Source organism: Mycobacterium sp. Soil_C_30 (assembly GCF_057656995.1).
Genome location: NZ_JBDGJH010000007.1, coordinates 35,566 through 57,161 on the forward strand (window position 1 = coordinate 35,566; position 21,596 = coordinate 57,161).

Annotated in this window: 22 protein-coding genes; 13 read left to right on the forward strand and 9 right to left on the reverse strand. The window is 66.6% G+C overall.

The window, feature by feature from the left end; all coding sequences use genetic code 11:
- Positions 1-8: 8 nt before the first annotated feature.
- Positions 9-761: an enoyl-CoA hydratase gene (locus AC3A6P_RS14925; RefSeq protein WP_487692400.1), complete on the reverse strand. Its 753-nt coding sequence runs from the start codon at positions 759-761 to the stop codon at positions 9-11.
- 45 nt (positions 762-806) lie between these two features.
- On the opposite strand from AC3A6P_RS14925, the gene AC3A6P_RS14930 reads away from it, so the two are divergent.
- A complete protein-coding gene (locus AC3A6P_RS14930; RefSeq protein ID WP_487692401.1) occupies positions 807-1,079 on the forward strand; it encodes a DUF2277 domain-containing protein in 273 nt (90 codons plus the stop codon).
- Positions 1,076-1,633, forward strand: a complete 558-nt coding sequence (locus AC3A6P_RS14935) for a DUF1802 family protein (protein ID WP_487692402.1) — start codon at positions 1,076-1,078, stop codon at positions 1,631-1,633. The genes AC3A6P_RS14930 and AC3A6P_RS14935 overlap by 4 nt, the downstream gene beginning before the upstream one ends.
- A gap of 7 nt (positions 1,634-1,640) precedes the next feature.
- Here the strand turns inward: AC3A6P_RS14935 and AC3A6P_RS14940 are convergent, their stop codons facing one another.
- Genes AC3A6P_RS14940 through AC3A6P_RS14950 form a run of 3 tightly spaced genes read right to left on the reverse strand, consistent with a single transcriptional unit; the run spans position 1,641 to position 4,287 of the window.
- Complete coding sequence (locus AC3A6P_RS14940; protein ID WP_487692403.1) at positions 1,641-1,997, reverse strand: MmcQ/YjbR family DNA-binding protein; 357 nt, start codon at positions 1,995-1,997, stop codon at positions 1,641-1,643.
- A gap of 3 nt (positions 1,998-2,000) precedes the next feature.
- Positions 2,001-3,668 carry a CocE/NonD family hydrolase gene (locus tag AC3A6P_RS14945; protein ID WP_487692404.1) on the reverse strand — a complete coding sequence of 556 codons (1,668 nt, stop codon included), beginning with the start codon at positions 3,666-3,668 and terminating at the stop codon, positions 2,001-2,003.
- 37 nt (positions 3,669-3,705) lie between these two features.
- Positions 3,706-4,287 (reverse strand): DUF3558 domain-containing protein, encoded by a 582-nt coding sequence (locus tag AC3A6P_RS14950; RefSeq protein ID WP_487692405.1) that lies wholly within the window; start codon positions 4,285-4,287, stop codon positions 3,706-3,708.
- A gap of 229 nt (positions 4,288-4,516) precedes the next feature.
- Between AC3A6P_RS14950 and AC3A6P_RS14955 the strand changes: the two genes are divergently transcribed.
- From AC3A6P_RS14955 to truB, 3 genes are read left to right on the forward strand one after another with little or no spacing between them, the layout of a single operon-like run.
- Complete coding sequence (locus tag AC3A6P_RS14955; protein WP_487692406.1) at positions 4,517-5,479, forward strand: metallophosphoesterase family protein; 963 nt, start codon at positions 4,517-4,519, stop codon at positions 5,477-5,479.
- On the forward strand, positions 5,476-6,162 hold the full coding sequence (pptT, locus tag AC3A6P_RS14960) for a 4'-phosphopantetheinyl transferase PptT (protein ID WP_487692407.1): 687 nt from the start codon (positions 5,476-5,478) through the stop codon (positions 6,160-6,162). The genes AC3A6P_RS14955 and pptT overlap by 4 nt, the downstream gene beginning before the upstream one ends.
- Before the next feature lie 5 nt (positions 6,163-6,167).
- Entirely contained in the window at positions 6,168-7,046 is an 879-nt protein-coding gene (gene truB / locus AC3A6P_RS14965) for a tRNA pseudouridine(55) synthase TruB (protein WP_487692408.1), read from the forward strand.
- An 83-nt stretch (positions 7,047-7,129) separates the two neighbouring features.
- Here truB and mntR read toward each other — a convergent pair whose 3' ends face one another.
- A complete protein-coding gene (gene mntR / locus AC3A6P_RS14970) occupies positions 7,130-7,801 on the reverse strand; it encodes a manganese-binding transcriptional regulator MntR (RefSeq protein ID WP_487692730.1) in 672 nt (223 codons plus the stop codon).
- A gap of 128 nt (positions 7,802-7,929) precedes the next feature.
- On the opposite strand from mntR, the gene AC3A6P_RS14975 reads away from it, so the two are divergent.
- The 5 genes from AC3A6P_RS14975 to bla all read left to right on the forward strand — a co-directional run bounded on the left by AC3A6P_RS14975 (position 7,930) and on the right by bla (position 14,122).
- Complete coding sequence (locus tag AC3A6P_RS14975; protein WP_487692410.1) at positions 7,930-8,907, forward strand: bifunctional riboflavin kinase/FAD synthetase; 978 nt, start codon at positions 7,930-7,932, stop codon at positions 8,905-8,907.
- 104 nt (positions 8,908-9,011) lie between these two features.
- Positions 9,012-9,281, forward strand: coding sequence for a 30S ribosomal protein S15 (gene rpsO / locus AC3A6P_RS14980; RefSeq protein WP_060999682.1), 270 nt, complete (start codon positions 9,012-9,014; stop codon positions 9,279-9,281).
- Positions 9,282-9,634: 353 nt separating this feature from the next.
- The gene (locus AC3A6P_RS14985) at positions 9,635-11,911 is read left to right on the forward strand and encodes a polyribonucleotide nucleotidyltransferase (RefSeq protein ID WP_487692411.1); all 2,277 of its coding nucleotides are present in this window, start codon (positions 9,635-9,637) and stop codon (positions 11,909-11,911) included.
- Positions 11,889-13,217 (forward strand): M16 family metallopeptidase, encoded by a 1,329-nt coding sequence (locus tag AC3A6P_RS14990; protein ID WP_487692412.1) that lies wholly within the window; start codon positions 11,889-11,891, stop codon positions 13,215-13,217. Before AC3A6P_RS14985 ends, AC3A6P_RS14990 begins: the two co-directional genes overlap by 23 nt.
- 8 nt (positions 13,218-13,225) lie before the next feature.
- Positions 13,226-14,122: a class A beta-lactamase gene (bla, locus tag AC3A6P_RS14995; RefSeq protein WP_487692414.1), complete on the forward strand. Its 897-nt coding sequence runs from the start codon at positions 13,226-13,228 to the stop codon at positions 14,120-14,122.
- Between the two features lie 10 nt (positions 14,123-14,132).
- Here bla and AC3A6P_RS15000 read toward each other — a convergent pair whose 3' ends face one another.
- Positions 14,133-14,693, reverse strand: coding sequence for a DUF4334 domain-containing protein (locus AC3A6P_RS15000; protein ID WP_487692415.1), 561 nt, complete (start codon positions 14,691-14,693; stop codon positions 14,133-14,135).
- Between the two features lie 109 nt (positions 14,694-14,802).
- Positions 14,803-15,915: an alanine dehydrogenase gene (gene ald, locus AC3A6P_RS15005; RefSeq protein WP_487692416.1), complete on the reverse strand. Its 1,113-nt coding sequence runs from the start codon at positions 15,913-15,915 to the stop codon at positions 14,803-14,805.
- A gap of 99 nt (positions 15,916-16,014) precedes the next feature.
- On the opposite strand from ald, the gene aldR reads away from it, so the two are divergent.
- Entirely contained in the window at positions 16,015-16,530 is a 516-nt protein-coding gene (gene aldR / locus AC3A6P_RS15010; RefSeq protein ID WP_487692417.1) for an HTH-type transcriptional regulator AldR, read from the forward strand.
- Positions 16,527-17,201, forward strand: coding sequence for a YoaK family protein (locus tag AC3A6P_RS15015; protein WP_487692418.1), 675 nt, complete (start codon positions 16,527-16,529; stop codon positions 17,199-17,201). The genes aldR and AC3A6P_RS15015 overlap by 4 nt, the downstream gene beginning before the upstream one ends.
- A gap of 4 nt (positions 17,202-17,205) precedes the next feature.
- Here AC3A6P_RS15015 and AC3A6P_RS15020 read toward each other — a convergent pair whose 3' ends face one another.
- The gene (locus tag AC3A6P_RS15020; RefSeq protein ID WP_487692419.1) at positions 17,206-19,401 is read right to left on the reverse strand and encodes a molybdopterin-containing oxidoreductase family protein; all 2,196 of its coding nucleotides are present in this window, start codon (positions 19,399-19,401) and stop codon (positions 17,206-17,208) included.
- Positions 19,402-19,529: 128 nt separating this feature from the next.
- Entirely contained in the window at positions 19,530-20,792 is a 1,263-nt protein-coding gene (locus AC3A6P_RS15025) for an HNH endonuclease (RefSeq protein WP_487692420.1), read from the reverse strand.
- Positions 20,793-20,858: 66 nt separating this feature from the next.
- Between AC3A6P_RS15025 and dapB the strand changes: the two genes are divergently transcribed.
- Positions 20,859-21,593 carry a 4-hydroxy-tetrahydrodipicolinate reductase gene (gene dapB / locus AC3A6P_RS15030; RefSeq protein ID WP_487692421.1) on the forward strand — a complete coding sequence of 245 codons (735 nt, stop codon included), beginning with the start codon at positions 20,859-20,861 and terminating at the stop codon, positions 21,591-21,593.
- Positions 21,594-21,596 lie beyond the last annotated feature (3 nt).

Genomic DNA, 21,596 nt, shown 5'->3' on the forward strand with positions numbered 1-21,596 from the left:
CCGGAAGGTCAGTGCACCTGGGAGCGGCCGCGCTCGATCACCGCAGATCGGCTGGCGGCGATGTCGTCGCCACTGGTCGAACGCATCCAGGCCCGTGCCGACTCCGCCTCGATCCACAGCGCGCCGTCGGTCTGCGCGCCGTCGATCCGGTGGTAGGAGTGCAACAGGGCCCGCACGGCCTGCTGGTTGTTGCCGACGATCGAAGCTGCCACCGCACGCGCGGCATCCAACAGCTGGGCGTGCGGCACCACCTCGGTGACCAGCCCAGCGCGCAGCGCGTCCGCGGCAGACAGGTAGTCGCCGGTCAAGCTCATCCGACGCGCCAACCCCACGCCGACCTTCTGCGGCAGTCGTACGCTCAGCCCCCACGTCGGCAGCAGTCCCACCCGGGCGTGGGTGTCGGCGAAGCGCGCCTGATCGGAGGCGATCAGGATGTCGCAGTACAGCGCCAGCTCCAGGCCACCGGTGACCGCCGCGCCGTTGATGGCCCCGATCACCGGCTTGCGCATCGCCGGCCACTTCGGCGAGATGTCGGGCAGTTCGGTGGTGTCACCGAGCTCTTTGAGGTCCAGCCCGGCACAGAACACCGGATCGGCGCCGGTGACGATCACGACGTCGACGGCCTCGTCGGCTTCCGCGTCGGCCAGGGCGCCGAAGAATTCGCGCCGCAACTGCGAGGACAGCGCATTGCGGGCCTGCGGGCGGTTCAACGTCAGGGTGCGCACCCGGTCTGCGGTATCGATCAGCAAGACGTCAGTCATCGCTTCACCGTAGCGGTGAGCAGAATCGCACCTATCGTGGATGGCATGTGCCGGAACATCACCGAGCTTCGCGGGCTCGAACCCGCGGCCACACCCGAGGAAGTCGAAGCGGCGGCCCGCCAGTATGTGCGCAAGGTCAGCGGCATCACCCGCCCGTCGGAGGCCAACGTCGAGGCCTTCGAGGCGGCGGTCGCCGAAGTCACGGCCACCACCACCCGGTTGCTGGACTCCCTGCCGGCGCGGCGGCAGCCACCGAAGACGGTTCCACCGTTGCGCCGCCCGGAAGTGCAGGCCCGCATAGCGGCCAGGGCCAGGTGAACGCCGACCTCACCGACGGCCTCAAGGAATGGGCGGCGGCCATTCGTGCCCTGCTCGACGGCCGCCAGACGATTCTGTTGCGCAAAGGCGGGATCCACGAGAAACGGTTCACCGTCGCCGCGCAGGAGTTCCTGCTGTTTCCGACGGTGGCGCACAGCCACGCCGAACGTGTCCGCCCCGAGCACCGCGATTTGTTGGATCCCGCCGCGGCCGACAGCACCGAAGACCAGGTGACCGTGCGTGGCGCGGCGAGAGTCTTCGAAGCGGTTCAGGTCGAGACTCCGGATCGCCTGGACGAGATCGCCGATCTGCATATTTGGACTAACACGTCGGTACGCGCCGACCGAGTGGACTTCCGGCCCAAACATCGGTTGACAATCCTTGTGGCGCAAGTGTTTCCGTTGGTCGCGCCGGTGCGGCTGCCGCGCGTTCCGGAGTACGGCGGCTGCACCAGCTGGGTGACGCTGCCACCGGCGGCCCACCAGGAGGAGCCGGTGCACGACGACGATGAGCTGGCCGCGATCGCTGAACGCGTCCGCGCCGCGGTGGGTTAGGTCTCGGTCAGGTCGGCAGCCGGTCCGCGCGGGCTGCCACCAACGTCTCCGACGCGGTGAGCCGCCAGGCCTCGAACGTCAGCTCGGCAAGCTCGTCCCGCGTGATCCGTTCGAGGTGCACCACCACCCAGCCGAAATCGCCGGAGGTGAATTGCACCTCGAACACCGACGGCCGTTCCGCGACGAGCGCGAGCTGTTCGGCGATCGTCTGTCGCAACCCCACCGTGCTGGTCTCCGGCCACAGGTATCCGAGAGTCCTCGATGACACCTGGAACTTCGTGTGGTGCTGGAAGTCCGTCCGCACCACCTCGTCCAGCTGATCGATCAACTCGACGAAATCGTCGATGCCGCAGTAGGTCGGCATCGGTCAGTCCGGCCGGCCCACCGGCAGCAGCAGCTGCGATCCGGCGTGGGTGATCACGTGGGTGGCGGCCACCGCGCGGGCGCCGTCGAGTACGGACTCACCGGTCCCGAGATTGCGCGCGAACCGCGGAAAAGAGCCCCCGGCGATGAGCAGCCGGATTCGCGAACCGGCCGCGAAGCGATGCGCGATCGCATCGAGCTCCACTCGCTGCGGCCCCGCGTCACGGCCGGGCCGAAGCCGCAGGTACCCGTCGCTGACATTGCGTGAGCGACCCCTGGCATCCACCTCGCTGATCCGGACGAACAGGTCGGCATGCGCAGGCTCGGCGTGGTGTGCCAGTACCACCGCGGGCGTGCCGTACACATGCAGATCCGTCGGCAGCGCGTCGGTGGTGAAGCTCAGTACGTCGCCGCGGCGGGCCAACCGGTCATCGCGGCGGCGGCCGCTGCTCGGCGACAACAGCCGCCCACCGACCGTCGGCGTCGGATCATGAGGATCGAAGACGAACGTCGAGCTGGTGGCTCCCGGGGCAGGGCTGTCGGTCAGCCGTCCCGACTCGCCCAGATGCAACGCGGTTTCGGTGGTCACCGGCGGCCAGTCCGCCAGCTCCAGCCAACCGCCGCCACCCGTCACCGACGCACGTACCCGGCTGCGAGGGGGCGCCGACTGCCCGGCGACGTGCCGGCCCAGCCATCGCAGCGATTCCCGCAAGACGGTCGGAGCAGCTTTGCCCATCATGTGCGAATGGGTCCACGGGCCGATGGTCAGCGCCACGTCCACGTCGCGGTCACGCAACGCGCGGTACTGCTCGAGGGTCTGCTCGAGAAAGAGGTCCTGCCAGCCGCCGATCAGCAGTACCGGTACATGGGACTGTTCGAGTGCGCGCGGGAAGCGGTAGCGATCCCAGAACGGGTCGGCCGTGTCGGGGTGGCCGACCCACGATTCCCACCACGGGGCCCCTGCGCCGAGGAGCCGGCGTCCTGCGGCGCCAACCGGCAGATCGGCAGCCGCTCGCGCGACGACGCGTCTGGAGTTGAGTTGGCGCAGCAGCGCGCGCAGCTTGCCGGGATCCTCCTGGTGGGCCACCATGTTGCTCCAGCCCAGGAAGTCGTTGACCGAGAAGGAGCCGGTGCCCCAGGTGGTGGCCGCAAAATCGTGTGGTCCGACGATGATGACGGCGGCCGCCAGTTCCGGCGGCGGATCCTGCAGCAACGCCCACTGCGTGGCGCCGAGATAGGACAACCCGACGGTGCCGAACGATCCGGTGAACCACGGCTGGTCGCGTAGCCAGGCGGCGGTGTCGGCGCCGTCGGCCGCTTCGTTGACGGTGGGATCGAAGTCGCCACCGGAACCGAAGGTGCCGCGCACACTCTGCAGGATCACGTGATAGCCGCGCGCGGCGTACACGCTCGCGTACATCGCCGAGAACGGCCAGCGCCGGCCGTACGGGCCCCGCACCAGCAGGGTGCCCACGGGGGCGTCGCCGTCGGGCCAGTAGTGATCGGCCAGTAGCTCCACACCATCGCGCATCGGAATCCGCACGCGGCGGTGCACCTGGAACGTGGTGGTCGGTGCCGGGGTGCCCGTCAGCCGGCTCACAACTGTGCCCGCGGTGCGGGCGGCCTTCTTCCGAAGCGGCGCGGGCGTGGTGCGGTCAGAGATCGCTGTCACGGGGCCCAGGCTAGCGAGAGCTCAGTGGAGTGTGCTGTCAGTAGATGTAGTGCGGTGCCAGTTCGTTGGCGCGTCGTAGGTTCTCCGCCATGCAATCGACATCGGGTTCGGAGTAGATGGGGGAGTAGAACAGTGACTGCTGGATCAGGCCGTAGCTGGTCTTGAAGGCGACCATGCAGGTGAACCACCAGCGGTTGTTCCAGTCGGTGGGCTTCATGATCCAGTACTGCGCGGCGCGGTGGCCGGCGATGTCGAATTCCACCGCATCCGGGGGCAGTGTCTGTTCGAAGCTGCGCCACACCACCGCTTCGACGGCCATCTGGTAGTTCCCGGCGTCGAGCTTGCACCGGTTGATGGTCTCGACCTCGGGCGGGGTGAAGCCGAGGCCGATGTTGTTGATGACGTCGATGGGCAGGTCGCGGCACGGATCGAACGGCGACGGATCGGTGGTCTCGAGCACGGGCCATTTGATGGTGGTGGTGGCCAGCGGCAGTGGCGCTCCGGTGCCACGGAGTTCGACCTGCGGAGACATGGGCGCCGGCGACGGTGACTGCACCATCACGACCACGGCCGCCAGCACCGCTCCCAGCGCTGCGAGCAACCGCATCCTGGTGAGCATCAACACCCCTTCGTGTCCGGCGACCGTTCCCTGGCGGAGTCTACAAGTCGCTATGAGAACCTGTTCTAGTTTCGCGCTGCGAGGTGGTGACCTTACTTCAGTAGGTCGGGCGAGGGACGAGCCCGGGGAGTGAGGGCCGGCCCCGCGATAACCGGGACGGTCGACGATGCGGGCGAGGGACGAGCCCGGGGAGAGAGGGCCGGCCCCGCGATAACTAGGCTGACGTGTTGTGGCGACCCATGAACCGCAGAGCCGCACCCGGCCGACCCTCTGGGCGATCAGCGATCTGCATATCGGACATACCGGCAACAAGCCGGTGACGGAGTCGCTGTACCCGTCGACTCCCGACGACTGGCTGATCGTCGCCGGCGACGTCGCCGAGCGCACCGACGAGATCCGCTGGTCACTCGATCTGCTTCGAAAACGCTTCGCAAAGGTCATCTGGGTGCCCGGCAACCACGAGCTGTGGACCACCGGCAAAGACCCCATGCAGGTGTTCGGCCGGTCGCGGTATGACTATCTGGTCACGATGTGCGACGAGATGGGCATCGTGACTCCCGAACACCCGTATCCGGTGTGGACCGGCGAAGGCGGCGCGGCCACCATCGTGCCGATGTTCCTGTTGTACGACTACACGTTCCTGCCGGCGGGTGCGGCCACCAAGAGTGAAGGCCTGGCCATCGCCAAGGAGAACAACGTGGTGGCCACCGACGAGTTCCTACTGTCCAGCGAACCGTATGCCACCAAGGACGCGTGGTGCCGAGACAGGTTGGCCCACACCAGGAAACGCCTGGAAGACCTGGACTGGATGACTCCGACGGTCTTGGTGAACCACTTCCCGCTGGTGCGCGAACCCTGCGATGTGCTGTTCTACCCGGAGTTCTCGCTGTGGTGCGGCACCGTGGAGACCAAGGATTGGCACACCCGCTACAACGCAGTGTGCTCGGTGTACGGCCATCTGCACATCCCGCGCACCACCTGGTATGACGATGTGCGTTTCGAAGAGGTGTCGGTGGGTTATCCGCGGGAATGGCGGCGCCGCAAGCCCTATCGCTGGCTGCGCCAGATCCTGCCGGACCCGCGGTACGCACCGGGTTATCTCAATGATTTCGGCGGGCACTTCGTCATCACCCCGGAGATGAGGGCACAGTCCGAGCAGTTCCGGCAGCGGCTTCGCAGCAGGCGGTCATGACCAAGCTCCTGGACGCCGTTCTCGACGTCGCGGTACCCGATTCCGTCCGCTCGGCCGAGGTGTACTCCGACCCGCCGGATCTGGAGCCGTTACCCGAAGAGGCGCCGTTGGTGGCCAAGTCCGTGGCCAAGCGGCGCAACGAGTTCGTCACGGTGCGGCACTGCGCGCGGTTGGCGCTCGCTGAGCTGGGGGAGCCGGCGGTGCCGATCCTCAAGGGCGACAAGGGGGAACCGTGCTGGCCGGCCGGGGTGGTGGGCAGCCTGACGCACTGCGCGGGTTACCGCGGCGCGGTGGTGGCGCACCGAACGCACGTGCGCTCGATCGGAATCGACGCCGAACCCCATGATGTGCTGCCCGACGGTGTGCTCGGCGCCGTCAGCCTGCCTGTCGAACGCGCCGAGATCGCTGAGCTGCCCGACGGGCTGCACTGGGATCGAATCCTGTTCTGCGCCAAGGAGGCCACCTACAAGGCATGGTTCCCGCTGACGCACCGCTGGCTGGGGTTCGAAGACGCACACATCTCCTTCAGCGTCGACGGCGGCGGTGACGGCGCCGGCGCCACCGGCACGTTCGAGTCGAAGATCCTGATCGACCCGGCCGCGGAGTTCGGCCCGCCCCTGACCACCCTGAGCGGGCGGTGGTCGGTGGCCGACGGGCTGGCGCTGACGGCGATCGTCCTGTGAAAGACGTGCAACCCGGAATCGTTGTGGTCGACAAACCGGACGGGATGACCAGCCATGACGTGGTCGGCCGGTGCCGCCGCATCTTCGGCACCCGCAAAGTGGGTCACGCCGGCACGCTGGACCCGATGGCCACCGGGGTGCTGGTGATCGGTGTCGAGCGGGCCACCAAGATCCTGGGCTTGATCGCCGGTACCTCGAAGACCTACCTCGGCACCATCCGCCTGGGCCAGTCGACCACCACCGATGACGCCGAAGGTGAACTGCTGCAGCAGCTTTCGGCTGATCAGGTCAGCGACGAGCAGATCGAGGCCGCCGCCGGAGCGCTCCGCGGCCAGATCGAGCAGGTGCCGTCGGCGGTCAGTGCCATCAAGGTCGCCGGCAAGCGGGCCTACCAGTTGGCGCGTGAAGGTGAGACGCCCGTGCTGGCCGCGCGCAGTGTCCGCATCGAACGGTTCGACGTGCTGGCGATCCGCCGCACGCCGGGCCTGGTTGATGTCGACGTCCTGGTGGACTGTTCGTCGGGCACCTACATCCGGGCGCTGGCCCGCGATGTGGGAGCCGCGCTGGAGGTGGGTGGGCATCTGACCGCCTTGCGCCGCACCAGGGTCGGCGGGTTCGGCCTCAACCAGGCGCACACCCTGGAAGCGCTGGCCGAACAACCTCAGCTGAGCTACACCCTGGACCAGGCGTGTCTGCAGGCGTTCCCCCGGTACGAGCTCAGCGAGGACGACGCGGTGGCGGTGAGTCACGGAAAACCCCTGCCGGCAGCGGGAATCGACGGCATCTACGCCGCCGTGGCCCCCGACGGGCGGGTGATGGCGCTGCTCGAGGACAGTGGCCGTCGCACCAAGTCGGTGGTGGTGATCCGGCCGTCTACTTTGTGACCGGAGCTCTGTCGACTGCTCGTACGCCCCCTCGCTTCGCTGGAGGAACCCCCGCGCAGCCTCAGACTCCGGCCGTCGACGCTCTAACCGTTGCAGGGCACGATGAAGATCGACTGGGCGGCAGGGTTACCGAGTTCCACGGTCCTGGCGCCGTCATCGTGGTCCTCGCCGATGGAGACCGACACCGTGCCGGCGAAATCGCGGCGGGCCAGCACCGTCACGTGTGAATCGAGCGCGATGCCGACGTCATCGAAGTAGCGCAGCATCTCGGGATCGGCGTCGCTGATCCTGGCCACCGCCCCGTGATCGCCGTCGTTGCATTCCGAGAGTGGCTGAGCCGGCGGTGTCGGCACCTGGCCGTCGAGATCGGGAATCGGGTCACCGTGCGGGTCACGTTGCGGGTAGCCGAGCTTGGCGTCGATCCGGGCCATCATCAGATCCGAGACCGCGTGCTCCAGAACCTCGGCCTCGTCGTGTACCTCGTCCCACGAATACCCGAGCTCGCTGACCAAGAAGGTCTCCAGCAGCCGGTGGCGGCGCACCACCGACACCGCCGCGCGCCGGCCTCGCTCGGTCAAGGTGACCGCGCCGTACTTCTCGTGATCCACCAGGCCTTGGTCGGCGAGCTTGCGGATGGACTCCGACGCCGTGCTGGCCGAAACACCGATTCGTTCGGCCAGCATCTTCGTGCTGACCTTCTCATGTGACCATTCCTGCGCCGTCCAGATGGTCTTGAGGTAGTCCTGGGCGACCATGGACAAATCGCGGAGGTCGCCTACCTCAGGGCTTACATCTGGCGTCACACCTGAAAGTTTAGGCAATCGTCACCTCATCCGGGGATCTAGAGACGCTAATGAATCTCTGGGGCCGTAGGCTTGGGCGCGTGCAGCGGTGGCGGGGACAAGACGAAATTCCCTCGGACTGGGGCAGGTGCGTACTCACCATCGGCGTGTTCGACGGTGTGCACCGCGGCCATGCGGAGCTGATCGCCCGCGCGGTCAAGGCGGCGCGGTCGCGCGGCATCCCAGCGGTGTTGATGACATTCGACCCGCATCCGATGGAAGTGGTGTTTCCCGGCAGCCATCCCGCGCAGCTGACCACGCTGACCCGGCGTGCCGAGCTGGCCGAGCAACTCGGCATCGACGTGTTCCTGGTGATGCCGTTCACCACCGATTTCATGAAGCTCACCCCTGAGCGCTACATCCACGAACTGTTGGTCGAACGGCTGCACGTGGTGGAGGTCGTGGTGGGGGAGAACTTCACCTTCGGTAAGAAGGCCGCCGGTGATGTGAATCAGTTGCGCAAGACCGGGGAGCGGCTCGGGTTCGCCGTCGAGGCCATGTCGCTGGTGGCCGAGCAGCACTCCACCGAGACCGTGACGTTCTCGTCGACCTACATCCGGTCGTGTGTGGACGCCGGAGATGTGGTGGCTGCGGCGGAGGCGCTGGGTCGTCCGCATCGGGTCGAGGGTGTGGTGGTCCGCGGCGACGGGCGCGGCAAGGTGCTCGGTTTCCCGACGGCCAATGTGGCACCGCCGATGTATTCGGCCATCCCGGCCGACGGTGTGTACGCGGCGTGGTTCACGGTGCTGGGACACGGCCCGGTGATGGGCACCGTCATCCCGGGAGAGCGGTACGAAGCGGCGGTGTCGGTGGGCACCAACCCGACGTTCTCCGGGCGCACCCGCACCGTCGAGGCGTTTGTCCTCGATACGGCGGCCGACCTGTACGGCCAGCATGTGGCGGTGGACTTCGTGTCGCGGATCCGGGGTCAGGAGAAGTTCGACCAGATCGAGGATCTGGTGAAGGCCATGGAACGTGATGTCGACAAGGCCCGGGCGATACTTCGCGATTCTTTCTGAGGGCAGGGTCGCTGTTAGACTCTTCGGCGGCATCGACCCGTGCTGCAGTTCGCGGCGGCCGGGTTCGGCTTCAGATCCGCGGACCGATAGAAAAGAGTGAATTCGTGGCGCTTACCGCCGAGCAGAAAAAAGAGATCCTGGGTCAGTACGGCCTGCACGACACCGACACCGGGTCGCCCGAAGCGCAGGTCGCGTTGTTGACCAAGCGCATCTCGGACCTGACCGAGCACCTCAAGCAGCACAAGCATGATCACCATTCGCGGCGCGGTCTGCTGCTGCTCGTGGGTCGTCGTCGTCGGCTGCTGAAGTACGTGGCCCAGGTCGACGTCGCGCGTTACCGCTCGCTGATCGAGCGTCTCGGCCTGCGTCGCTGACGCGGACACCCGTAACACAGCCCGCCACCGCCACGCGGTGGCGGGCTGTGTGCTGCCTGCACAGATCCCAGAACCCCGCAACCCGGGGTGTAGAGTAGGGCTGTTCTGCGCCGGTCAGCCGGAGGCGGAACAGCAGCAACAAACGCTGAGACAACAGGTGCGGTGCGCACAACCGCGCATCCGTTCCGGCGCGTCATGACGAACCAGTCTCACGTGGGCGGTCTTCGGTAGTGGCTGTCGGGCTCCCTGGTAGCGGGGACGGCCCGGCCGCTTCGATCGACGGCCGTAGCCACCGAGGTTCGCGCATGACGACGCGAAACAAAAGTGAACCAGAGAGGCCCTGACGGACATCTATGTCTGTAGCTGAAATTGATGAAGGCGTGTTCGAATCCACCGCCGTCCTCGACAACGGGAGCTTCGGCACCCGCACCATTCGTTTCGAAACCGGCCGGCTGGCCCAGCAGGCCGCCGGCGCCGTCGTCGCCTACCTCGACGACGAGACCATGCTGCTGAGCGCCACCACCGCCAGCAAGACCCCCAAAGACCACTTCGACTTCTTCCCCTTGACCATCGACGTCGAGGAGCGGATGTACGCCGCGGGTCGCATCCCCGGGTCGTTCTTCCGTCGTGAGGGCCGGCCCTCCACCGACGCCATCCTGACCTGCCGCCTGATCGACCGGCCGCTGCGTCCGACGTTCGTGTCGGGTCTGCGCAACGAGATCCAGGTCGTCGTCACCGTGCTGAGCCTGAACCCGCAGGACCTGTACGACGTGCTGGCCATCAATGCCGCGTCGGCGTCCACCCAGATCTCCGGTCTGCCGTTCTCCGGCCCGGTCGGCGGTGTGCGTGTCGCCTTGATCGACGGCCAGTGGGTCGCGTTCCCCACCGTCGAGCAGCTCGAAGGTGCTGTCTTCGACATGGTGGTCGCCGGCCGTAAGGTGTCGGCCGATGGCCAAGAAGATGTGGCCATCATGATGGTCGAGGCCGAGGCCACCGACAAGGTCATCGAACTGGTCGCCGGTGGCGCCCAGGCTCCCACCGAGGCCATCGTGGCCGAGGGCCTCGAAGCCGCCAAGCCGTTCATCGCCGCCCTGTGCACCGCGCAGGAAGAGCTGAACAACGCGGCCGGCAAGGAGACCGCCGAGTACCCGGTGTTCCCGGACTACGGCGACGACGTCTACTACTCGGTCGCCTCGGTGGCCACCGACGAGCTCGCCAAGGCGCTGACCATTGCGGGCAAGAACGAGCGCAACGACCGCACCGACGAGATCAAGGTCGAGGTGCTCGAGCGGCTGTCCGAGCAGTACGCCGGTCGCGAGAAGGAGATCGGCGCTGCCTACCGGTCGCTGACCAAGAAGCTGGTGCGCCAGCGCATCCTGACCGACCACTTCCGCATCGACGGCCGCGGCATCACCGATATCCGTGCACTGTCGGCCGAGGTCGCCGTCATCCCGCGCGCACACGGCAGCGCGCTGTTCGAGCGCGGCGAAACCCAGATCATGGGTGTCACCACGCTGGACATGATGAAGATGGCCCAGCAGATCGACTCGCTGGGGCCGGAGACCACCAAGCGCTACCTGCACCACTACAACTTCCCGCCGTACTCCACCGGTGAAACCGGCCGCGTCGGTTCGCCCAAGCGCCGCGAAATCGGTCACGGCGCGCTGGCCGAGCGGGCCCTGGTGCCGGTGCTGCCGAGCGTCGAGGAGTTCCCCTACGCCATCCGCCAGGTGTCGGAAGCGTTGGGCTCCAACGGTTCTACGTCCATGGGCTCGGTGTGTGCCTCCACCCTGTCGCTGCTGAACGCCGGTGTGCCGCTGAAGGCCCCGGTGGCGGGTATCGCCATGGGTCTGGTGTCGGACGATGTTGAGGTCGACGGCAAGACGGAGCGCCGCTTCGTCGCGCTGACCGACATCCTCGGCGCCGAAGACGCCTTCGGTGACATGGACTTCAAGGTCGCCGGCACGAAGGACTTCGTGACCGCGCTGCAGTTGGACACCAAGCTCGACGGCATCCCGTCGCAGGTGCTCGCGGGTGCGCTCGCGCAGGCCAAGGACGCCCGGACCACCATCCTCGAGGTGATGGCCGAAGCCATCGACGCGCCGGACGAGATGAGCCCCTACGCGCCGCGGATCACCACCATCAAGGTGCCCGTCGACAAGATCGGTGAGGTCATCGGGCCCAAGGGCAAGATGATCAACTCGATCACCGAGGAGACCGGCGCGCAGATCTCCATCGAGGACGACGGCACGGTGTTCGTCGGTGCCGCGGACGGCCCGTCGGCGCAGGCGGCGATCGACAAGATCAACGCGATCGCCAATCCGCAGCTGCCCAAGGTGGGCGAGCGCTTCCTCGGCACGGTCGTCAAGACCACCGATTTCGGCGCATTCGTCTCGTTGCTCCCGGGTCGCGACGGGCTGGTCCACATCTCCAAGCTCGGCCGCGGCAAGCGCATCGCCAAGGTGGAGGACGTGGTGAAGGTCGGCGACAAGCTGCGCGTCGAGATCGCCGATATCGACAACCGCGGCAAGATCTCGTTGATCCTGGTCGCCGAGGAGGAAGCTGCGGACGCAACGGATTCAGCTGCAACTGATTCCGCGCCTGCCGATGTTGCGACCTCCAGCTCGTAGTACGCAGGAGTCCGCCGCTGAGGCCTCCCGGGTCAGGCGTACCACGCTGCCTGGGGGGCTTCGCGTCGTCACCGAGTTCGTACCGTCGGTGCGCTCGGCGTCGGTCGGTGTCTGGGTCGGAGTCGGCTCTCGTGATGAGGGGCCGACGGTGGCCGGCGCGGCGCACTTCCTCGAACACCTGCTGTTCAAGTCGACGCCGACGCGCTCGGCGGTGGACATCGCCCAGTCGGTGGACGCCGTCGGCGGTGAGCTGAACGCGTTCACTGCCAAGGAGCACACCTGCTACTACGCCCACGTACTGGACAACGACCTCGGGCTGGCCATCGATCTGGTGTCCGACGTCGTCCTCAACGGCCGTTGTGCCACAGAGGATGTCGAGCTCGAGCGTGACGTGGTGCTCGAAGAGATCGCCATGCACGACGACGATCCCGAAGACGCGCTGGGGGATGTGTTCCTGTCGGCGATGTTCGGTCAGCATCCGGTGGGCCGGCCGGTCATCGGCAGCGTCGACTCGATCGAGGCGATGACGCGCGCGCAGCTGCATTCCTTTCATGTGCGCCGCTACACACCGGAACGCATGGTGGTGGCGGTTGCCGGCAACATCGACCATGACGAGGTGCTCGCGCTGGTGCGCGAACATTTCGGTCCCCATCTGCGCGCCGGTAAGCAACCCCAGCAGCCGCGCAAGGGCACCGGCCGGGTGACGGGGACTCCCGCACTGCAGGTGGTGCAGCGTGACTCCGAACAGACGCATGTGCTGTTGGGTGTGCGTTCACCGGGCCGGCACTGGGAACACCGGTGGGCGTTGACCGTGCTCAACACCGCCCTCGGTGGAGGTCTCAGTTCCCGTCTGTTCCAACAGATCCGGGAATCCCGCGGTCTGGCCTACTCGGTGTACTCGTCGGTGGACACCTTCTCCGACAGCGGAGCGTTGTCGGTTTATGCAGCCTGCCTGCCGGAGCGGTTCGATGACGTGATCACGGTGACCACCGATGTATTGGAAGCGGTGGCCCGCGACGGCATCACCGAGAACGAATGCCGGATCGCCAAAGGTTCGCTGCGGGGCGGAATGGTGCTGGGGCTGGAGGATTCGGCCTCGCGGATGCACCGGATCGGTCGCAGCGAGCTCAACTACGGGCGGCACCGCAGCCTGTCGGAGAGCCTGGACCAGATCGAAGCGGTAACCCTGGACGAGGTCAATGCCGTGGCGCGTACGCTGTTGAACAAGCAGTACGGTGCCGCTGTACTCGGCCCTGGTGTCACCAAAAGGTCACTACCGCAACCACTTCGGAGAATCGTCAGATAGGGAGGCGCATGACGGTGCGGGTAACCAGACGAAACGTCCTGGCTGGTGGAGCGGCCCTCACCGCCTTGGCCGCCCTGGGAACGCGGCCGGCGCTGGCCGAACCCTCCTCGCTCACGGACAGCATCGTCGCACTGGAGCACCGGCACACCGCGCGCATCGGCATCTTCGCTGTTGACCTGCGATCCGGGCGCACCGTCGCGCACCGCGATCTGGAGCGCTTCGCAATGTGTTCGACGTTCAAGGCATACCTGGCCGCCCGGATCCTGCAGCGCTCGGAACGGGGCGAGTTGGCCTTGAGCGATACGGTGACTGTGCAGGAGGCGGACCTGCTGCCGAACTCGCCGATCACGGAAACGCGGGTCGGGCAGCGGGTCACGCTGTCGGAGCTGTGTGCAGCAGCGCTGCAGCGCAGTGACAACGCCGCCTCGAACTATCTCCTCCAGGTCATCGGCGGCCCGCAGGCCATCACCGATTTCGCCCGCAGTATCGGCGATCAGGAGAGCCGGCTGGATCGCTGGGAGACCGAACTCAACGCCGCGGTGCCCGGCGATCTCCGTGACACCAGCACCCCGCAGGCACTGGGCAATGGGTTCCGCGACCTGATCACCGGTACGGCTCTGGGGCCGCAGGCTCGCACGCAACTCGTGGACTGGATGACCACGAACGCGACCTCGAGCCTGCGACCGGGACTGCCCCCGGGGTGGACCTTCGCGGACAAGACCGGCAGTGGCGACTACGGCACCACCAACGACGTCGGTGTGGCTTGGGGTCCCCCGGAGGGCCCCGCGCGACCCGTGGTGTTGTCGGTGATGGTGCGGTCGGCGAGCGACGACTCCGAGGCTGAGGGCTTCCGGCCGGTCATGCCGGAGATCGCCGCGCTGGTGCTGCCCGCGCTGATCGGCTAGCGCTCCTCGGTCAGAGGACGGGCAGCGAGTTGTCGCGGCGCAGCACGAAGAAGTACGGGCGGTTCGAGCCGCGCAAGTCCATCGCGCCGATCACCGCGTCGTCGGACAGCTGCCGGAACACGTCGTTGATCGGCAGCTGGTCGTAGATCATCGTCGCGGTATCGGTGCCGCGGTAGCGGGTGGTCCGCAACCGGGCCTTGGGGGCGCGGGTCTGCAGTACCGATCGCAGGGCGGAGATCGGGCGCTCGAACGACCTCTTCTTCACGCCCGGAAGTTTGGCCGCCACCCCCAAGCCACCGAACGCCAGCACCGGATTGAGCGCCCACAGCCCGGAGCCGTCGGCGGTCGGGAACAGCAGCGGGTGCACCGTCTCGGCGTCCACGAACTGTTTGCCCCACCATCCACTGGCCGCCAGGAAGCCGTCGAGGGGATGCCCCGTCGGCAGTTCGGCCCCGTGCCAGGTACCGATCATGAATTCGGGGGCGACGGCAGGTGCCGCGTCGAACACGGTGCACGCCTCGGCGGTGGTGGTGGGTGCGCTGGGAAGAACGTCTCTGAGAACACTGCTCACGATCACCCCTCCACCATACTTGACACCTGTCAAAGGATGGTGCCCCGGAAAGGTCATCGCCCGGCCGGGCATGGCAGCCGGCCGGGCGATGTGAAGGGAAGTCGTATGGTCAGAGCACCGACGCGGGATCGGTGAACGGCAGTCCCAGGTCGGTGGCCACCTGCTCGGACAGCAGGCCGCCCTCGTGAGTGGACAGGCCCTTGGCCAGCGCGGCGTCGCTCTGGCACGCGGCCCGCCAGCCCTTGTCGGCCAGTTTGAGCACGTACGGCATGGTGGCGTTGGTCAGCGCGTAGGTCGAGGTGCGCGGCACCGAGCCCGGCATGTTGGCCACGCAGTAGAACACCGTGTCGTGCACCGCGAACGTCGGGTCGTCATGGGTGGTGGGCCGGGAATCCTCGAAGCAACCGCCCTGATCGATGGCGATGTCGACCAAGACCGCGCCCGGTTTCATCTGTGCGACAGTCGAATTCGTCACCAGTTTGGGTGCCTTGGCGCCTGGGACCAGCACCGCGCCGATCACCAGGTCGGCATCCTTGACCGCGGTCTCGAGGTCGAGGGCGGAGGAGTAGCGCGTCTCGATCTGGCCGCCGCTTTCGTTGTCGATCTTGCGGAGGGTGTTGATGTTCAGATCGAAGACGGTGACTCGCGCACCCATGCCCTTGGCGATACGGGCGGCGTTGTAGCCGGCCATGCCACCGCCGATCACCACGACGTTGGCGGGGGCCACGCCGGGGACGCCGCCCATCAACACACCGCGTCCGCCCTGGGTGCGCATCAGGTGATAGGCGCCCACCTGGGCGGAGAGTCGGCCGGCCACCTCGCTCATCGGGGCCAAGAGAGGAAGCGCACCGTCTGCGGTCTGCACCGTCTCGTAGGCGATCGACGTCGTTCCCGAGGCCAGCAGTGCATCGGTGCACGGCCGCGAGGCGGCCAGATGCAGGTAGGTGAACAGCGTCTGGCCCTGGCGCATCCGGCTGTACTCGGACTCGATCGGCTCTTTGACCTTGAGCAGCAGGTCGGCCTCGGCCCACACCTGGTCGGCGGTGGCGACGATCTCGGCGCCGGCGGCCTTGAAGTCGGTATCGGAGATCGCCGAGCCGTCGCCCGCGCCTGCCTGGATGGCGACATCATGGCCGCGACGGACCAGTTCGGCCACGCCGGCCGGGGTGATGGCGACGCGGTATTCGTTGTTCTTGATCTCGGTCGGGATGCCGACTCGCATGATCGCTCCTGGGTTGAGGCCTGCTGATATTGACCTCAAGTGTGAAGAAACAACAACTAGATGGCAATAAGATCGATGAAGATTCGGTAAGGTCGCACTATGCCAGAAGAATCCCCAGGATCGTCGACCCGTCGACCTCCGCAACCGAAGGATGTTCGGCCCGCTGAGCTCGATGACGTGGACCGGCGGATTCTCACCACGTTGCACGCGGACGCCCGGATCTCCAATAGCGCGTTGGCGGAGGCGGCGGGTATCGCGGCGTCCACCTGCCACGGCCGGGTGCGTCGGCTGCAGGAGATGGGAGTGATCCGCGGCTTCTACACCGACATCGATCCGTCGGCGATCGGCTTGTCGCTGCAGGCGATGATCTCGGTGAGCCTGCAGTCGAACGCCCGCGGCAAGATCCGCAACTTCATTGCGCAGATCCGGAGCAAGCCGCAGGTGATGGACGTCTACTTCCTGGCCGGCGCCGACGACTTCATCTTGCACGTCGCCGCGCGTGACACCGATGATCTGCGTGCGTTCGTGGTCGAGAACCTCAACGCCGATGCGGACGTGGCCGGCACCCAGACGTCGCTGATCTTCGAACATCTACGTGGGGCCGCGCCGTTGTGACCGGCCCGGACAGTGCGCGCACGCGCACGTTGTGGTTTGCACTGCTGCTCACTCTGGCCAACGGCTTCCTGGATGCCTACACCTACGTGGCGCGCGGCGGTGTGTTCGCGAACGTGCAGACCGGCAACGTGATCCTGTTCGCCATCGACGTCTCCCAGGCCAAGATTGCCGCCGCGTTCGCCCACGTCTGGCCGCTGCTGGCGTTCATCGCCGGGGTGGCGTTGGCGGCCCACATCAAGTCCGGCCGTGCGGATGTGGTCGTCCCGCACCCGCTTCGCTGGACCATGGCGGTGCAGGCCGTGGTGTTGGCGGTGATCGGCTTCGTGCCCGAATCGGTCCCGCACAGCTATGTGACGGTACCCATCTCTTTTCTGGCCGCCGTGCAGATAGGTCTGTTCCGCAATATCGGCGACCTGGCCTACCTGCCGGTGGCGACCACCGGCAACCTGATGCGATTCGTCGAAGCCGGCTACGACGGTGTCGTCGAGAAGCGCCAGGAGGGGCGACGGGCATTCGGTGTGTACGGCGCCCTGATCGTCGCGTTCTCCGGTGGCGCGGTGGTCGGAGCCGTCATCTCCTCGGCTTGGGGAGTGCACGCCATCTGGGTGCCCGCGGTGATCCTCGCTGTGACCCTGTTGTTGTTCGTCATCGATGAGAGCCGACTGCGCTGACCTCTCAGACGGCGATCGCCTGATCGACGACCTTCTCCACTTCCACCAGGTTGTCTCCGTACACCCCGGCGTTGCCGAACTCACAGTGGCGGTCGGAGGTGATGACATTGACCGTGGTGCCCGACGGTTTGTCCTGCCAGTAACCCACATTCGACATGACCAACCCGACCATCAGGCCGGTGTCGAGCACTGCCGGCACCTCGAAAGCGCCGCGGTCGTTGAACACCCGCACCAAATCCCCGTCGGCGATCCCGCGCTCGGTGGCATCGGCCGGATGGATGAACAGCCGGAACTCGCCCTGGGCGGCCTGCTTGTCCGGTGCGTTGCCGTATTGACTGTTGAGGAAGGCGTGCGGTTTGGGCGAGATGATGTTGAGTGGAAAGCGCTCGGCCAGTTCGGGATTGGAGTGTCGAGATTCGAACGGCGGGACGTAGTCGGGTACCGGGTCGATGTAACCACCCGGCTGCATCGCTTCGTACATCGAGCGCCAGACCGGCACCACAAAATTGCCGCCCTCGGCCAGGCTGGACCGGAATTCGCATTTGCCGGACGGAGTCGGGAAGTTGCCCTCGGCGTGTGGCGCCCTGGTGTCGGGAGCGCCGACGTTCAGCCGCATCCACCCCACCTCCTCCAGCTTCTCGAACGTGATGCCTTGCAGAGCGGGGGCGTCCCAGTCGTGGAAGTCGATCAGCATCTCGCGGTCGGTGCGTTTCCAGTAGTCCTCATCGAAACCCATCGTGGCCGCCAGCCTGCGGAATAGTTCCACATTCGGTACACACTCGCCGGGCGTGGCGATGGCCGGCTGGTTCAAGGAGATGTACAGGTGGCCCCAGGTCACCATGATGTCGAGTTGCTCGGCCTGCATGGTGGCCGGCAATACGATATCGGCGAATTTCGCTGTGTCGGTGATGAAGTGCTCACTGACGACGGTGAACAGGTCGTCGCGCATCAGGCCGTCCATCAGCTTCTGCTGAGCGGGGCCTTGTGACACCGGATTCGAGTTGTAGACGAACAGCGATTTGATGGGCGGATCCAGTTCCAGTTCGCCGGTCAATGCCTTACCGAGATCGAGTTCGTTGACCACCCGAGTGCCCTCGGGGATCCACTGCGGCATACAGATCTTGTCGAACTGAGTGGGGAACTCCCAGATGGGCATCTCCATGGTGCCGCCGCCCACGTGGCGCCAGGCACCCACCAACGCGGGCAGGCAGGTGATCGCCCGAATCGCCTGCCCGCCACCACGACTGCGTTCCAGCGCAACACCTTGACGGATGGCCGAGGGCTGGCTGGTGGCGTACTCGCGGGCCAGGGTGCGGACGTCATCGGCGGGAATGCCGGTGATCTCTTCCACCCGTTCGGGCGGGAAGCTCTGGGCGCGGGCGGCCAACTCGTCGTAGCCGACGGTGTACTTCTCGACATAATCGGTGTCGACGAGGCCCTGGGCGATGATCTCGTGGATCATGCCCAGCGCCAGTGCGCCGTCGGTGCCCGGCCGGATGGGGATGTGCCAGTCGGCTTGGCGGGCCGTGCGGTTGTGCACCGGATCGATGACAACGATCTTGGCGCCGTGGCGTTTTCGCGCCTCGAGTAGGAACGGCCACCCGTGCAGGTTCGTGCTGGTCATGTTCATGCCCCAGACGATGATGTATTTCGAATGCGCCATTGATTCCACATCGAGTCCGCCCGACCCGCCCACAGTCATGTGCCACGCGGTCGACGAGCCGGACTCGCAGTACGTTTTCTCGGCAACCGTGGATCCCAGCCGGTTGAAGAACGCGTCCCCGGCGGTCAGACCGTTGAGCACCCCTTGGTGGCCGAGGTAGGCGTGCGGCATGATCGCCTGGCTGCCATAGGTGTCGATGATCTCCGTCCAGCGCTGCTTGATTTCGCCGAGCGCCTCATTCCAGGTGATCCGCTCGAATTCCCCTGCGCCCTTGGCGCCGACACGCCGCATCGGATACAACAAGCGATCCGATTGATAGTGATGCTCGTGGAAGTTCTTCACCTTCACGCACAGGCCGCCGCGGGTCATCGGATGGTCCGGGTCGCCTTTGACGCCGACAAGAGTGCCGTCTTCGACGTGATAGAGCATGGCGCACGTATCGGGGCAGTCGTGTGGGCACGCGCCCCGCACGATGGTCAGGTTCTTGCCTGCGAGCGATTCCGATTCGGCCGCTGGGGTTTCGGCAGCAAGGGTCATGGCGATTTCTCCTGTGGGCTGGCGGAGTTTTCGTGCTTCCCAGTAACCCTCAGGAGTGTGGCTACGCAATTGCCTTGGCATTAAGGTGCTGTGACACACACCGCTGCCCCTCACATCGGACCCCCTGCTCAGGCTGCGTGCAGGTTGTAGAGGGTGATGCGGGCGTGGGTTTCGATGTCGCTGTAGTCGAATCTTCGGCGGCCGGGCAGGATCGGTGGGGCCAGGCTGTGGTGTCGTTGGCCGGTGGGGGTGGTCAGGTCGGTGGTGTGCCGGCCCACCACGTCGGCGCCGGTTTCGGCTTTCCAGTGGGCGAGTTCTTTGACGTAGTTGCAGTGTTCACACAACCCCTGGCCGTTGTCGGCGGAGGTGGGTCCGCCCCGGGCGCGACTGGTGATGTGATCAAGGTGGCGGATCGGAGCATCGCAGTACGGGGTACGGCAGCGCTGGTCCCGCAACCGGATGAACCGCGCCAGTCCTTTCGGGAACCGCCGCGCGGTGGAGTCCATCGCCACCAACGCCGCGCTGTCGGGCCGGGCATACAACCGCCGCAGGGTGGCCTTGGAGTCCGCGTCGGTGACCGCCCGCTCGATCAACCTGCACGCGATCTCCGCCGGAACGGGCCCGTAGTCACTGAGGACGGCCGGCTCGTCCCCACCCATCAGGGTGTCATCGGAGAGCACCAGGTTGACCGCCACCGGCACCGCGGTGCCCGCCGCCCGCCCGGTCACCCGCGCCACCAGGGTGTCGGCCATGACGTTTCCGCGGCTACGCCCATCGGCGCTGACATCGGCTTCGTGCTTCAAGGCTGCATACACCGACACCCCTTGGGCGACCGGCAGCAGCGCGGTCACATAGGTCATGCAGTCCGGGGCCGGGCGGATCCACACGGCGCGTTCGGTTTCGGCGCGGGCGGCCCGTTCGACCACCGCGTGCGGGTCGAGGCGATAGGCGATCGCTTTGGCATCGGCCTGGATGCGGGCATCCCCGCACCCGGCCAACCGGGCCTGGTCGGCGCACATCTCATCGTCGAGTTGGCGGCGATGCTGCACCGACAGGCACGCCGATTCCTTGACGATCAGGCTGGCCCGCCACTCCGAGAGCGCCCCGGCGGCCAGGGCGGCCAGGGTGTGGGGCATCTCGTGGACCAGGGCGCGGGCGAAGCCGAGGTGGCGCCCACCTTTGTTGGGTGAATCGCGGCGGGCCAGGGCGATCTGGGCGCCCACCCCGCGACCCCGTTTGGCCGCCGGGACCCCGCGGGCTTCTTCCTCGGCGCGGTGTATCGCGTCGAACTGGGCGGTCAGCCGGGCCTGCTCGGCGGCGTGCACCGATTTCAGGCGTTCCAGCTCCGCGATCCGGGCGATCCGGCCCTCCTGCGTCAACTCATCGAACATACTTTCGAAGCCTAGGGCAACGGGGTGACAAACTCCCGGACCGCAAGGCTGACTACGCTGCTCCCCATGCGAGTAGCAGTGTTGGGGGCCAAGGGCAAAGTCGGGGCGACCATGGTTGCGGCGGTGAAGGACGCCGAGGACCTCACCCTGTCGGCGGAGGTGGACGCCGGAGATTCACTGTCGGCCCTGACTGAGAGTGACACCGAGGTCGTCATCGATTTCACCCATCCCAGCGTCGTGATGGACAACCTGAAGTTCCTCATCGACAACGGTATTCACGCTGTGGTGGGCACCACCGGTTTCACCGATGAACGCCTCGACCAGGTGAGATCCTGGCTGGCCGCCAAGCCCGGGACCGCTGTGCTGATCGCGCCGAACTTCGCCATCGGAGCGGTGCTGTCGATGCACTTCGCGCAGCGGGCGGCACGGTTCTTCGAGTCCGTCGAGGTCATCGAGCTGCACCACCCCTACAAAGCCGACGCTCCCTCGGGCACCGCGGCGCGAACCGCCAAACTCATCGCCGAGGCCCGAAAAGACCTGCCTCCCAACCCCGATGCCACCAGCACAGGCCTGGAGGGCGCGCGGGGTGCTGACGTCGACGGCGTTCCGGTCCACTCGGTCCGGTTGGCCGGGCTCGTCGCGCACCAGGAAGTGCTGTTCGGTACTCAGGGTGAGACGCTCACCATCCGCCACGACAGCATCGACCGCACCTCATTCGTGCCCGGTGTGCTGCTGGCGGTCCGCAGCGTCGCGCAACGGCCCGGACTGACGGTGGGCATCGAACCGCTGATGGACCTGTAGACA